This window comes from Providencia sp. PROV032, assembly GCF_028484875.1.
Classification (GTDB): domain Bacteria; phylum Pseudomonadota; class Gammaproteobacteria; order Enterobacterales; family Enterobacteriaceae; genus Providencia; species Providencia rettgeri_E.
Map to the genome: position 1 here is coordinate 153669 of NZ_JAMPSX010000005.1, position 14686 is coordinate 168354.

The following is a 14686-nucleotide window of genomic DNA, read 5'->3' on the forward strand; positions in this document are numbered from 1 at the left end:
GAACATGAAAAAATTCATTAAAATTATAGATAGCCACCAAGCATCGCACACCGAGTTATCCTTGTGTTTAACTATGGATGAGCGCACAAAGAGCCGCTTAAAAGTCACCTTAAGCGACGGTCAAGAAGCAGGGTTGTTTCTGCCACGTGGTACCGTGCTTAAAGAAGGCGATATTTTAGCCACTGAAGAGGGTGAGTTAGTCACCATCGAAGCGGCAAAAGAGCAAGTATCAACCGTTTATAGCGATGACCCACTGCTGTTAGCGCGTGTTTGTTATCACTTAGGTAACCGTCACGTTCCACTGCAAATCGAAGCCGGCTGGTGTCGTTACTTCCATGACCATGTCTTAGATGATATGGCACGAGGGCTTGGCGCGATCGTCAGTGTGGGTTTGGAAAAATACCAACCAGAACCGGGGGCTTATGGTGGTTCATCCGGTGGGCATCACCACCATCATCACGATCACGATGACCATCATCACCATTAATTATATTTGGGAAGTTTATCCATGTTAGCGGATTTGCGTTTATATCAATTAGTCAGCCCGTCTTTGCCTGTTGGGTCATTTACCTATTCCCAAGGCTTAGAGTGGGCCATTGAAAAAGGCTGGGTAACCACGCCTGAAACGCTAGCAAGCTGGTTAACAGCGCAAATGACCCATGCGATTGCGACATTGGAACTCCCTGTTTTACGGCAAATTCACGCCCACTTATTAAGTGCCGATATGGAAAAAGTTGCCTATTGGTGTGAATTTATCATTGCCAGCCGTGAAACCAAGGAACTGCGGTTAGAGGAGCGCCAACGTGGTATTGCTTTTGCCCGCTTGCTGCCTCAACTGGGTATTGAGCTTGATACAACCACATTGACCTGCGTTAAACAAACGCAGCTTATGGCGTTTGCCCTTGCCGCAGTCAATTGGAATATTGATATCGACAAACTCTGTAACGCCTATGCATGGGGCTGGCTGGAAAACACCGTGATGTCGGGTGTTAAACTCATTCCACTCGGCCAAAGTGCGGGGCAACATATTTTGTTCACCCTAACCGAGCGCATTCCTACCATTGTCTCGCAATCGGCCACATGGCCTTTAGAAGATATTGGCAGTTTTACACCTGCACAAATTATTGCCAGTAGTCGGCATGAAACCCAATACACACGACTTTTTCGTTCATGAGAAAATGCTATGCAAGAATATAATCAACCCTTAAGAATTGGTGTCGGTGGGCCGGTCGGCTCAGGAAAAACGGCATTATTAGAAGTGTTATGTAAAGCGATGCGCGATACTTACCAAATTGCTGTTGTCACCAATGATATTTACACCCAAGAAGATGCCAAAATTTTAACCCGTGCCGAAGCATTAGATGCAGACCGCATTATTGGTGTTGAAACTGGCGGCTGCCCTCACACGGCTATTCGTGAAGATGCATCAATGAACTTAGCGGCAGTTGAAGAGCTCGCCATGCGCCATAAAAACCTCGATATCGTATTCGTGGAAAGCGGTGGCGATAATCTCAGTGCGACATTTAGCCCAGAACTGGCTGACTTAACCATTTATGTAATTGATGTCGCTGAAGGGGAAAAAATTCCACGTAAAGGCGGCCCGGGTATTACCCATTCCGATTTACTGGTGATTAACAAAATTGACCTTGCACCCTATGTCGGGGCTTCATTAGAAGTGATGGAAGCCGATACCGCAAGAATGCGCCCAGTCAAACCCTATGTTTTCACTAACTTGAAGAAACAAGTCGGCTTAGAAACCATTATCGAGTTTATTATCGATAAAGGCATGTTAAGGCGTTAATAAATTTGAGCGCCCTATAGGTTTTATCTATAGGGCATTTTCAATTAACAAATACGTGGCAAAGGCTCGCTGTGAGGTAAATCTAATAACCTTGATGTCCCGAAGATCCCAACTAATCTGACTTGTTTCTGTTCGGTGACACAACCAATCGTAGTCGCATCTTTCCCTAATGGGTGCTGGTGTAGTGCAGCAAGCACCGCATTTTCCGCTTCAGGTTTCACCACAATCACTAATTTGCCTTCATTGGCAAAGTTTAACGGCTCTAAACCTAATAGTTCGCACACGCCCCTAACTGCTGAAGAGACAGGTAAATCCCCCTCATTTATCGCTATCCCGCAGCCACTTGCCTGCGCAAACTCATGTAAAATAGCCGTCACGCCCCCTCGGGTCGCATCACGTAAAGCACGAACGCCATCAATTTCACGTAACGGAGCGATTAAAGGTGTTAATACCGCACAATCACTGCAAAGCTCTGCTTCTAATCCGAGTTGTTCACGCAGGTTTAAGATAGTCGCGCCGTGGTCACCCAACGTACCGCTAACAATCACTTTATCCCCCGCTTGAATGTGCTGAGCCCCCCACTGAATATGGGGCGGGATCACGCCAATACCCGCGGTATTGATAAAGATTTTGTCTGCCGCACCGCGCTGTACCACTTTGGTATCGCCAGTCACAATGGCCACACCTGCCGCGGCTGCTGTTGCAGCCATCGATTCCACAATTGAAGTCAGTTCAGAAAGTGGAAAACCTTCTTCCAAAATAAAGCCACAAGAAAGATACTTAGGTATCGCGCCACTGACTGCGACGTCATTCACTGTGCCGCATACCGCCAGTTTGCCAATATTACCGCCCGGGAAAAAAATTGGGTCGATGACATAACTGTCGGTACTGAATGCTAAGCGGTCGCCCAATGCGGTCATTTCAGCCAGTGCTAGCCGAGCTTGGTCTTCCCGCTCATTCAACGCTGGGTTAGCAAATGCTTGCAAGAACAACTGTTCAATCAATTGCTGCATGGCCTGCCCACCACTACCATGTGCCATCGTCACCACATGATCACTCATTTATACCTCCCGACGATATTGGTAATAAGCTGCACAGGCGCCTTCAGAAGAAACCATTAGTGCACCAAAAGCGGTTTGTGGCGTACAACGGCGCCCAAACAACGTACATTCGTTAGGTTTACAGCGCCCGGTTAACACCTCTCCACAACGTGCTTGCGGGTCATCAGCCACTTTATGGGGTTGTACCTGAAAACGTCTCTCTGCATCAAAAAACTGATAATCTTCAGTTAATTGAACCCCTGAACCTGCTATTTCCCCCAGCCCGCGCCATTCACTGGTTTGTTTAAGTTCAAAAACTTCCTCTAACGCCTTCAGTGCCAATACGTTACCGTTATCGGCCACAACACGTTTATATTGGTTTTCTACCTCACAACGGCCATCGGCGATTTGGTCAACTAACATGGCTAATGACTGCAAGATATCTAGGGGTTCGAACCCTGTGACCACCAAGGGTTTATGAAAGTCTTCGGTAATAAATTGGTAGGGATGCGCCCCGATCACCATACTCACGTGTCCCGGTGCTAAAAAGCCGTCAATGCGGACATCCGGCTGTTCTAGTAAGCTTTTTAACGTTGGGATAATGGTAATGTGTTGGCAAAACACCGTGAAATTATTTAACTGGCGGCGTTTCGCTTGCTGCAACGTAATTGCCGTGCTTGGCATGGTGGTTTCAAAGCCTAAACCAAAGAAAACCACTTGTCTTTCAGGGTTCTGTTCCGCTAACGAAAGAGCATCAAGGGGGGAATAGACAATACGCACATCCGCCCCATTGCGTTTGGCGTCGAGTAAAGAGCCCTTTTCCCCCGGCACACGCATTGCATCGCCATAAGTACAAAAGATAACCTCTGGACGCTGTGCAATTTCGATACAGCCATCAATGCGTCCCATTGGTAATACGCAAACAGGGCAACCGGGCCCATGAACAAATTCAATTTCGGCGGGTAATAGCTGGTCAATACCAAATTTAAAAATCGCGTGAGTGTGGCCACCACAGACTTCCATGAGTTGTAATGGGCGCCGTTTCGCTTGGGGTATTTCATTCACCCGTTGATGAATACGCGCTAATAGCGCTTTTGCAAGAACAGGGTCGCGAAATTCATCGACGTACTGCATCTGTTGCTCCTGCATTTAAACCACTAAAATCGCTAACTTCGTGGTCTAGCTGACTCATCGCGGTCAACGCATCCAAGGTGGATTGCGCTTCTTCTTCATTGATGATGCTCATGGCAAACCCGACGTGTACCAATACCCATTGCCCTAATAAATCAGCGGTTTCCCCCTCACAAATTAAGCCAATATTCACATCGCGTTTTACACCACAAACATCCACTTGAGCGAGTTGGTGAATGTCTTCACCAACGGCAACTATTTTGCCCGGAATACCTAAGCACATAGCTGTGTCTCCAACCATGCCAGCCAAGCATCCATCCCTTCACCGCATGTCGCAGACACTTGGATAACTTGGATATTGGGATTCACCTGTTTGGCATTGGCGATACAAGCATCAACATCAAAATGTAGATAAGGCAATAAATCAATTTTATTCAGCAACATGATATCTGCTGCCGCAAACATATGCGGGTATTTGAGGGGTTTATCTTCCCCTTCCGTGACCGACAGCACCGCCACTTTATGGCGCTCGCCCAAATCAAAGCTAGCAGGGCACACAAGATTCCCCACATTTTCAATAAATAACAAGCTGTTATCTGCTAACTCTAAACGTGCTGTTGCATCGTGCACCATTTGTGCATCTAGGTGACAGCCTTTTCCTGTATTCACTTGAATCGCAGGCACACCCGTTTCGCGGATCCGCTGTGCATCATTGGTGGTTTGTTGGTCACCTTCAATCACTGCGCAATTGATTTTGTCACGCAGCCTTAACAGCGTTTCCGTTAATAAGGTGGTTTTTCCCGAACCCGGGCTAGAAACGAGATTTAGCGCTAAAATATTCTTCTGGTTAAAATCGTTACGGTTATGCTCTGCCAGATGGTTATTTTTATCTAACACATCCATCTCAATTTGTAGCATGCGTTTTTGGCTGATCCCTGGTGCATGGGTACCTGCTTCACCGTGGCCATAATCAAGGTCATGGTGCTCTCCAGCCGGTTTAAAACTTGCCTCAGCGGTTTGGTAAATATGTTTGTGCTTATGTTTGTGTTTATGCTTTTTAGACTTGCTTTCAGCAGGTGCGGGCTCATATTGGTGATAATGGTTGTGGACATCACCTTGATGATAGTAATGGTGATGAATAATCACGGTTTGCCCATGAGGTTCATGATCATGATGATGGTCGTGATCATGGCCGTGATGATGGTCATGGTCGTGATGATGATCGTGACCGTGATGGTGGTCGTGAGCATGGTCGTGATGGTCATCACCCTCGATTTTGCGCTCTCCCGATGCACATCCACAAGTACTGCACATAAGTTTCACTCCCAACAGCTAAATTGTTAAATTAGGTTAATACATAATCCATAGGGTCTGGTTGATACACCTCAAGCTCACCTCAAAAAGCTATTCCACTTCCAACTCTTTGATGCGTAAACTCTCCCCACTTTCCACTTTCAGGTTCAACCCCTGACAGCATGGACAAACTGATTGATGGCTGTCTATTTCCACTATTTCACTGCAATCCCAACACCATGCTTGTGCGGGCTGGTAAATAATGTGAAGCTGGCAGCCTTCTGCAACCGTACCACGGCAAACGACGTCAAAACTGAAGCGAAAGGCACTCTCTTCGACACAAGAGAGCGCACCGATTTCAAGCCAAACAGCAGTGACTCGGTTAACTGCATTTTTTTTCGCCTGCTGCTCAATAATTTCTATCGTACTTTGGCATAACGAAACCTCATGCATCCTGCCCCCTTAAGTGGCGGGTAAACAATGCTCTGCGTTCAGGTGCTTGAGGAATATTTGGGTCACTCACTGGAAGCGATAACAAAATTCGCTGACAATCATCCGCCAAATGAATACCTTGCTCCGGTGTCATTTTCTTTTCTAATGGCGACATTAATGAACACGCGAAATATTGGGTCAAGCCGTCTAATTCACCCACGGTATACGTCATTTCACCATAGGGGAGGATTAACCCAACCTTGTCACCGACCACGCGGTGAAGCCAATATTGCTCAGGCCCCGGTAGAATAATCGCACTGAGCATCCATGGCGTGATCACCGCGCCAACCCATTGCCCTTCAAACAGGGCAAACTCACTGGCGTGCACAGGCATCGTTGGATGCAAAAATGACAAATCATGCATCGATTGTTCAGCAACTCGCGTAAATGCGGCCTCAACTAGAGGCCGAGGGTTAGTGTCATAACCTAAGATGTCATCAGGCATGCAAACTCTCTTCTTTCGCTATGATTTCCAAGCCTTCGCTTCGCAAAACCTCAATAACCTTTTGTAACGCAGGTTCTAAAGCGGCCTGCCCGGTTGCCGTCAAGCCGATATGCGGCTCGAGGGACTCAGGTACAACGCCAACTAATGTTAGCCGCTGTGGGAATTCATCGGTTAAATGCAAAGCGGATAGCACATCTGATAAACCGAGTTGATGCGGGGAGATTTTACGCGTAAACAATGCAGGAACTTCGTCATCGCGCAAGACTAAAATCGAGCCAGCCTGCTGGCTCGATAACACAACATCAGCAATGATCAAATGGTCTCTATCTGCCATCGGGCCAATCAATTCCATTCCCGCCGTTCCACCATCTAGCACTTCCACGCATTCAGGCAGGTGATAGCGCTGCTCTAAAGCCTCTACGATGCGTACCCCAACGCCTTCATCGCTCAGCAAAATATTGCCAACACCCAAGACTAAAATACGCATTACAGCACCTTAACCTTAGTGACTTCACCACCTTCAGGATCAACAATGTGCACTGCACAAGACATACAAGGGTCAAATGAGTGAATGGTTCGCACCACTTCAAGGGGTTTAGCGGGGTCAGCTATAGGGGTTCCTACCAATGCTTGCTCATAAGGGCCTGGTTCATCATTAAAATTACGCGGACCTGAGTTCCAAGTGGATGGCACTACCGCTTGATAATTTTCAATTTTACCGTCTTTGATCACTACCCAGTGCGACAATAAACCGCGAGGAACTTCCCCAAAACCTACCCCTTTAATCGTGGCATTTTCAGGGAAATGTGGTTTCACAAAGGTGGTGTAATCGCCTTTTCCTATGTTATCGACCAGCGCTTGCCATTGAATAGACAGAGTTTCATTCAGCACACAGCAACGAACGCTACGACCAATAATTCGACCCAATGTGGAATGCAGTTGATCCACACTAATCGTATTGCCCGTCAGTGTTTGGTACAGATTTACCACATCATTAAAGTGTTTTTCTGTCGGCTCATGTTTGGCGGCTAATTTACATAACAAGTCAGCAAGCGGCCCTACTTCAACGGTTTTATCATAAAAAGTTGGGGCTTTTACCCATGAATATTTACCGTCATCATCCCAGCCGGTGTAATCTGGGTTGGTGGTGCCTTCCCACGGAGCCTGTGGCTCATTTTCTTTGTACCATGCATGTTTGCTACTTTCTTTGATGCCGTTGATCAAATACTCATCCATATGGCTCGTAATGGGGCGATAAGTACTAAAATCGCTGTTTTCCAAATAGCCACCCGGTAAGAGGAAACTTCCGTTTTTACCGTCCATTGGCATTTCAGGCATACACATGTAATGTTTCGCGCCTTGACCGACTTCGAGCCATTCAGGGTAGCCCGCGGCAATCACTGCTGCGTCAATCTTATACACTTGCTCAATAAAATCCCCTAAACGGTCAATAAAGGATTTCACATACATCAAACGTTCAAGATTCAGAACCCCGACACCATCAAGGTTGATAGGGTTTGCCACACCACCAACTGCAAGGTTTTGAATATGAGGTGTTTTTCCCCCTAATAACGCTACAATGCGGTTAGCATCTCGTTGACATTCGAGGGCTTGCAAATAGTGAGCGACGGCAATTAAGTTCACCTCCGGCGACAATTTCATCGCTGGGTGCCCCCAATACCCATTGGCAAAAATACCCAATTGCCCACTGGCAACCAATTTTTTAATTTTATCTTGAACTCGCGTGAATTCTTCTGGGCTATTCAATGGCCACGTCGAAACGCCTTTCAAGATTTCTGCTGCTTTATTTGGGTCTGCATTCAGTGCAGAGGTGATATCCACCCAATCTAATGCAGATAATTGATAAAAATGGACTATGTGGTCTTGAATGGTGTGCGCGGCTAAAATCATATTACGGATATACTGCGCATTCACTGGCACATCAATATTTAAAGCACTTTCAATAGTGCGTACCGACACAATACCGTGCACTGTGGTACAAACCCCACAAATGCGCTGCATAATCATCCAGGCATCACGGGGGTCTTTCCCTTTGACTATCTCTTCCATACCACGCCACATCGTGCCTGAAGCCCAAGCCTTGGTGACTTTTCCATCTTCAATTTCACAATCAATGCGTAAGTGACCTTCGATACGAGTGACTGGGTCTATTGTTATACGTTGGCTCATGCTTTACCTCGGGCCTCTGAATGGCTCATCGTTGTTTTTTTCAATGCTGGAATAACAGGTAATAAGCGGATCAATAAGATATAAGCGCATACCTCTATTGCCACAAAACCTATTGAAATTAAAAGCTCTTCTGTTGTTGGGAAGTAGTCGTATCCGCCCCCAGGGTTAAATGCAACGAGGGAATAGTTCATCCGCCACATAGCCGCACCAATCAATATGCTTAAACCACTTATATATAACCACCGAGAATCATTTCTCAGTGATGGCATACGGAAAATAACCAATGGGAAAACCATTAATGCGGTTTCTATCCAGAACATCATGGCGTAGAAATCGGTATTGAAGATATGGTGCAACTTGCCCCGATAAATTAGTTCACCGAAACGGCAGACCAAGAACAGCACTAACAATACCTGCAAGATCCGAGTGATACGAACAAACAGTGGCCGTTCATCAGCGCCTTGCCCCCGCAACGCGGCTTGGAGCAATGACCCTTCGAAAATCACGATGGAAAAGCCCATAATGAATGCAGTCAGTAATGAGAGTAGTGGCAGCATTTCATAACTTTGCCAAATAGGATGGACTTTATGCCCTGCTGAAATCATCAATGAACCCATTGATGATTGGTGCATCATTGGCAGTAATGCGCCAAGAGCAATAATAAAGAACATCACTTTATTCAGACGTTTTAACGAAACCTTCCAACCAAAGCGCTCACACAGTGCGGGGGCAAACTCTAATGCCATCACCCCGATATAAATCGTCATACACACTGCGGTTTCGAACAGCACCGAATTGGTGTTAAAGAAACCGGGGATGTAAAAGTAAGGCAAGTTCCAGTAGCGGCCTACGTCAATAGTGATGGACAAACCACCGAGAGAGTAACCGAACAAGCTGGCTAATAATGCGGGGCGCACTAACGGATGATATTCACCGCGGTTAAATACGTACACCGCCCAAGCCAGTGCCCAACCGCCACAAGCAAAACCGGTACCAATTAGTAAGTCAAAAGCAATCCAAATCCCCCAAGGATAGCCACCATTTAGGTCAGAAACTGAGCCCAAACCGAAGACCAAGCGTTTAACAATCAAGATGACACAAATCAGCACCAATGGCCCAAAGACCATGATTGGCCAACTGACTAAACGCCCGCCTAGCGGCTGCTCTTTATGATGCGTCGTCATTTGAGTCATCTCCTTCGTGTTTATCATTTTTGGTATTGCGGTACACCAAGAAACTCAACCCTGCCAACGCTGCAAGCGGCAATACCATCCCTTTATAAAGTGTGTGCTGCACATATTCAGAACGCGCCCCTGTGGACAACTGTTCTAACTCAGGTAGCCCAAGATTTTGATATGGCACACCAGAAAGAACAATAACTTGCGTGCCACCACCTTCGAGCTCGCCATACACATGAGATTCGTATTTCGGCACTTTAATCACATTCGGGTCATTACTGTGCAAAGTTTGACGTGGATAACCGTACTCATCACCGACTTTGAGTGTTAGACGCTTTTTCGCTTCTGCGAGTAATTCTTCCCGCGTCCCAAAAATGACTGCGCCCGTTGGGCACACTTCGACACAACCCGGCAAACCACCCTTGTCTAAGCGTTCGACACCTTTTTGGTTACATAACTCGCATTTATGAATTGCACCAAATTTGTCATCGTAGGCATATTTCGGGATATTAAATGGACACGCCACCATGCAATAGCGGCAACCGGTACATACGCTAGCATCGTAATGAACAATGCCGGTTTTTGGGTCTTTTTTCAGCGCTTGTACTGGGCAAACCGACACACAATTAGGGTCAACACAGTGCATACATTGCTTTTTAATGTAGGCATAGCCATCTTTTTCTTGGTCTTTATGAACACCTGTTCCACTACTCCAAACCTGAATAATATTGTTGGTATAAGGGGTGAGTTTGTCATTATTTGACCAAGTTTGTTCCCCAGCCGGGTTACGTTTTGGGTGGTTAATATCTTGGCATTTTGTCACGCACGCCTGGCAACCAATACACAGGGTCGAGTCGTACAGCATCCCCAAAGAGTTAGGGATCGGTGGGCGGTTTTCTGGCCCCGCCAAACTAGGTGAACTTCCCGCAAGTAATGCTCCCCCAGCGGAGAGTTTAAGAAAATTTCGTCTATTCACGGTTATTCTCCCCGTGAGTCAGTATCTTGTTGGCGTTTTTGACGGCCTAGCTCACGTACCGCCATCACGCTGACTCCAGCCACTAACCCGACAACACCACCGATTAGCCCCACAGCCGTAGATGAAATTTGGCCACCTTCGCGGTTATTGACATCCGGTTTATCCGCCCGTGGTGTTGGGTTTTCCACACTCGCCAGCTGATGGATCGCTTTGTGAAAGCCCACATTTTCTTCATTACAACCATAACAAGGGTGACCAATTGCCACAGGCCAGACACCGCCGACATCGCAGAATTGCAATGTTGAGCAGTTCCCGTAAGTTTCAGGCCCCTTACAACCTAAATGGTATAAACACCAACCTTCACGATGACCATCATCACCGAACTCTTTTGCGAAGCGGCCCGCATCAAAATGAGGACGACGCTCACAATGTTCATGAATTAAACGACCGTACGCGAACATTGGGCGATTTTTACTATCCAGTTTTGGTGGGCGATTAAACGTAATTAAGTGCGCGACTGTCGCAAGGAAGTTATGTGGATTAGGTGGGCAACCAGGAATATTGATAACTGTTTTGTCTTTAATGACTTGATCTAAACCCACGGCTCCTGTTGGGTTATCACCTGCAGCAGCGACGCCCCCCCACGAAGCACAAGAACCAATCGCAATCACGGCCGCAGCGTTTTCAGCCACTTCACGAATATGTTCAACAATCGGTTTACCTGCAACCATGCAGTAAATACCACCATCTTTCAATGGGATAGATCCATCAACAACTAAAACATATTTCCCTTTATACTTCTCCATCGCATTATGTTTATTTTGTTCAACTTGCTCACCAAAGGCGGCAGACAGTACCTCGTGGTATTCCAATGAAATGGTATCGAGAATTAAATTCTCCAAGGTCGGGTGGGTAGAACACAGTAAAGATTCCGTACACCCCGTACACTCTTGGGCACCAATCCAAATGACCGGTGGTCGTGCTGGGTCACTAATAGATTCAGCAATTTGGGCGGCAGCCTTCCCACTTAACCCCATTGTTGCTGCCAGTGCTGTACATAACTTCATAAAATCACGGCGATTAATACCATGAGAAGAAATAATAGAGTTATCTCCTATCATTCTTTTTTCCTATTATTATGGGTGGCTTAGAACCTATTCATTAGGCAAATTCTGTTTATTATCTTAAGGTTATAGATACTACAAAGCCCTGTGTACAAATGATGCACACACCTTTGGCTTGTATTTGTCTATTTAAAAAGTAAACAAAACCAAGTCTAATGAAATAAATTCTTATTTAATTAACCTGATGCATAAATATAAAATAGGATCCTATTCCTACCGCTCCTAAATCATTTGATCTTCATCAAGAGGCAATAAGAAATTTTCTTTTTTTTATATATTTGCTAGAAAAATCGATTCAGTAAACGGTATTTAAAAATGAGGAAAAATATAAATAAACCAATTTTATTTTCAATAATGCGTTATATATCACATTACCACAAATAAAAAATACATTTATTTTCATTGCGATACCTTGATTTGTAATTTCAATTTAATTAATTAAGCGAAATATGAGTATTAATAACAATCAATATATTAATATAGTAAATAACATGCTGAATAAGAATCAATATCAACGAAGTAATATAGGACATTAAAATAATAAACTGTAAAAAGATAGTTAGATATACAACCGTGTTAATATAATATTATTCGTCAATATCAATATTAGGTCTTAACAACGCAGAAGCAATAGTAACTTGTCCGAGTGATAATCCACCATCTCCCATGGGAAATTGTTTTGCATATAACACATCGAACTCAGGTAGATTATTTACGATTAGCTCTCTCAACAATTGGTTATGGATCACGCCACCTGACAAAACAATTAGCTTAGTACCATATTGCTTCGCGGATTTTCTTGCGAGCTCAGTAAAACCTTGCGCTAATGCCACATGAAAGGCATGTGCCCGTTGTGGTTTAGGCGCACAGTACGCCATCCACTGTTGCCAAAATGTATGTAAATCCAATTGTTGCCCCACTAATGGCATAGTGACCGGATGTACGCTCACGGGTGATTTCATGGCAATCGCTTCCAGTTGGCAAGCCGCCTCCCCTTCCCAACGAGTTTGTGCTGTGCAAATACCTAACGCTGCAGCAACTGCATCAAAAAGCCGCCCAGAGGATGAAGCCGTTGGGCTATTTATCCCTTTTTCAATTGCCTTTTGTAACCCCTGCCAAGGAAATGACATTAAATAAGCGGCGCACTCTTGCTCTTGCCACTGGGGAACAAATTGCAAACAATGTGCGAGGAGATTACGCCATGGTTGCCGAGAAGCTAGCTCTCCGCCCGGCAGTGCAACTGGGGGCAAACCGCCCAGATATTGACTGGATTTATAATCCACCAATAAGCATTCACCTCCCCATAGGCGGTGGTCAGCGCCATACCCTAATCCATCGAGAGCTAACCCGATGACTTTGCTCCCGTTTAGCGGCAAACCATGTTCAGCCATTACCGCAGCAATATGTGCATGATGATGCTGCACTTTTATCAATGGGATCCGTAATTGCTGTGATAACGCCTCGCCATAGCGCGTACTTACATAATTCGGATGCATATCAGAGACTATAGCGGTTGGCCTAAAACGATAAATAGATTCAAATAATGTAATAGCAGACTGATATTGCTCAAAAATATCCATGTCATCAAGGTCGCCTAGGTGTTGACTCATGACTGCACTTTTATCTCGCAATAAACAAAAGGTATTTTTAAGATCTGCTCCTAAAGCCAGTATTGATGGGGAATGCTCAAATCCTTTAGGCAAGTCAATCGCATCAGGGACATAGCCCCGTGCACGGCGGAGCATTTCCGCTTGTCCATCATGATAACGCACCAATGAGTCATCCACGCGTTGGACAATATCGCGGTTATGAGTGAGCCAAACATCCGCGATATTCACTAAATCAGCCAATGCAGCTTGCTCGCTCAACACAGGGGGCTTCCCTGATGCATTTCCTGACGTCATCACTAATGGGCGATTAACTTGTGCCATCAATAGGTGTTGCAATGGGTTAGAAGGCAACATAACACCGATTTCCGCTAGATTTGGCGCAATATATTGGCTTAATACAGGATTTTTCCAATTTTTAATCAATACAATCGGAGCGGCAGGGCTTTTTAATAATGCACGTAAGCCATCACTCAGCGGCATATTGTGCTGCTCTAACCAATTCAGTGATGGGATCATCACCGCCAGTGGCTTAGTTGGGCGGCATTTACGAACACGCAAAGCCTCTACCGCCTCATCACTGCTTGCATCACAAGCAAGATGAAAACCGCCAATCCCTTTAATAGCAACAATTTTTCCTGCCAATAATTGCTGAGCTGCCAAGAGTAATGCGTTCTCATTATTTGCAATCGTTTTTCCTGATGGGTCGCACAATTTAATTTCAGGGCCACACACCGCACAGGCATTAGGTTGTGCGTGAAAACGCCTATCTGCGGGAGATTGATATTCTTCTAAGCAATCAGAACACAACGGAAAATCAGCCATTGCAGTATTGGGTCTGTCATAAGGCATACGACGAATAATCGTGAAACGCGGGCCGCAATGCGTGCAGTTTGTGAACGGGTAATGAAAACGTCGATTAGATGGGGTAAAAAGCTCTTGTTGGCATGCATCACAAGTGGCAGCATCTGGGATGACTTGGGTGTCCATTTTGCCTTCACCACTACGGCGGATCGTAAATGCAATTGGTAATGTATCCCATTGAAAAGGTTGTGATTCAATACTTTCTATAAGGGCTAACGGCGGGCAGTGTTGGTACAATAACTGAATAAATTCAGTAGGTTCTGAACCAGTACATAAGCGAACCAGCACGCCTTCGCCATCATTACAGACATCACCTAAAAGTTGGTATTGATGTGCTAATTGCCAAACATAGGGGCGAAACCCCACACCTTGCACTTTCCCCTTGATGCGTAACTGTATGCCACCTTTCACTGAAATCCCCTCTTACCACTATGAGGCTATTTTCACGCTAAAACATAAAAAAAACTTCACTTAAGATCAAAAAAAGTCGAGGAAGTGCCGTTGACAGGCCCAACTTTCACTCATTAATTATGCTAAATAAGATT

The 14686-nt window shown here is 45.5% G+C and carries 15 protein-coding genes; 3 read left to right on the forward strand and 12 right to left on the reverse strand.

Annotation, left to right across the window (positions count from 1 at the left end):
• Positions 1-4 precede the first annotated feature (4 nt).
• The 3 genes from ureE to ureG are packed head-to-tail and all read left to right on the forward strand — an operon-like array spanning position 5 to position 1801.
• Positions 5-487 (forward strand): urease accessory protein UreE, encoded by a 483-nt coding sequence (gene ureE / locus PSF42_RS05685; protein ID WP_248466994.1) that lies wholly within the window; start codon positions 5-7, stop codon positions 485-487.
• 21 nt (positions 488-508) lie between these two features.
• Entirely contained in the window at positions 509-1174 is a 666-nt protein-coding gene (locus PSF42_RS05690) for an urease accessory protein UreF (protein WP_272679610.1), read from the forward strand.
• Positions 1175-1183: 9 nt separating this feature from the next.
• Entirely contained in the window at positions 1184-1801 is a 618-nt protein-coding gene (gene ureG / locus PSF42_RS05695; protein WP_125890373.1) for an urease accessory protein UreG, read from the forward strand.
• 44 nt (positions 1802-1845) lie between these two features.
• Here ureG and hypE read toward each other — a convergent pair whose 3' ends face one another.
• The 12 genes from hypE to hypF form a co-directional block, all read right to left on the reverse strand.
• Positions 1846-2862: a hydrogenase expression/formation protein HypE gene (gene hypE / locus PSF42_RS05700; RefSeq protein WP_125890374.1), complete on the reverse strand. Its 1017-nt coding sequence runs from the start codon at positions 2860-2862 to the stop codon at positions 1846-1848.
• Complete coding sequence (hypD, locus tag PSF42_RS05705; RefSeq protein ID WP_272679611.1) at positions 2863-3975, reverse strand: hydrogenase formation protein HypD; 1113 nt, start codon at positions 3973-3975, stop codon at positions 2863-2865.
• Positions 3959-4255, reverse strand: a complete 297-nt coding sequence (hybG, locus tag PSF42_RS05710; RefSeq protein WP_125890717.1) for a hydrogenase maturation factor HybG — start codon at positions 4253-4255, stop codon at positions 3959-3961. Before hybG ends, hypD begins: the two co-directional genes overlap by 17 nt.
• A complete protein-coding gene (gene hypB / locus PSF42_RS05715) occupies positions 4246-5286 on the reverse strand; it encodes a hydrogenase nickel incorporation protein HypB (protein WP_272679612.1) in 1041 nt (346 codons plus the stop codon). The genes hybG and hypB overlap by 10 nt, the downstream gene beginning before the upstream one ends.
• A 90-nt stretch (positions 5287-5376) precedes the next feature.
• Positions 5377-5718: a hydrogenase maturation nickel metallochaperone HypA gene (hypA, locus tag PSF42_RS05720; protein WP_102137877.1), complete on the reverse strand. Its 342-nt coding sequence runs from the start codon at positions 5716-5718 to the stop codon at positions 5377-5379.
• Positions 5711-6202 carry a hydrogenase-2 assembly chaperone gene (gene hybE, locus PSF42_RS05725; RefSeq protein WP_125890378.1) on the reverse strand — a complete coding sequence of 164 codons (492 nt, stop codon included), beginning with the start codon at positions 6200-6202 and terminating at the stop codon, positions 5711-5713. Before hybE ends, hypA begins: the two co-directional genes overlap by 8 nt.
• On the reverse strand, positions 6195-6689 hold the full coding sequence (locus PSF42_RS05730; protein ID WP_125890379.1) for a HyaD/HybD family hydrogenase maturation endopeptidase: 495 nt from the start codon (positions 6687-6689) through the stop codon (positions 6195-6197). The genes hybE and PSF42_RS05730 overlap by 8 nt, the downstream gene beginning before the upstream one ends.
• Positions 6689-8392 carry a hydrogenase 2 large subunit gene (hybC, locus tag PSF42_RS05735; protein ID WP_125890380.1) on the reverse strand — a complete coding sequence of 568 codons (1704 nt, stop codon included), beginning with the start codon at positions 8390-8392 and terminating at the stop codon, positions 6689-6691. Before hybC ends, PSF42_RS05730 begins: the two co-directional genes overlap by 1 nt.
• Positions 8389-9576: a Ni/Fe-hydrogenase cytochrome b subunit gene (gene hybB, locus PSF42_RS05740; RefSeq protein ID WP_125890381.1), complete on the reverse strand. Its 1188-nt coding sequence runs from the start codon at positions 9574-9576 to the stop codon at positions 8389-8391. The genes hybC and hybB overlap by 4 nt, the downstream gene beginning before the upstream one ends.
• A complete protein-coding gene (gene hybA, locus PSF42_RS05745) occupies positions 9560-10546 on the reverse strand; it encodes a hydrogenase 2 operon protein HybA (protein ID WP_272679613.1) in 987 nt (328 codons plus the stop codon). Before hybA ends, hybB begins: the two co-directional genes overlap by 17 nt.
• A 2-nt stretch (positions 10547-10548) precedes the next feature.
• Complete coding sequence (hybO, locus tag PSF42_RS05750) at positions 10549-11667, reverse strand: hydrogenase 2 small subunit (protein ID WP_125890382.1); 1119 nt, start codon at positions 11665-11667, stop codon at positions 10549-10551.
• Positions 11668-12257: 590 nt separating this feature from the next.
• Complete coding sequence (gene hypF / locus PSF42_RS05755; protein WP_272679614.1) at positions 12258-14552, reverse strand: carbamoyltransferase HypF; 2295 nt, start codon at positions 14550-14552, stop codon at positions 12258-12260.
• Positions 14553-14686 lie beyond the last annotated feature (134 nt).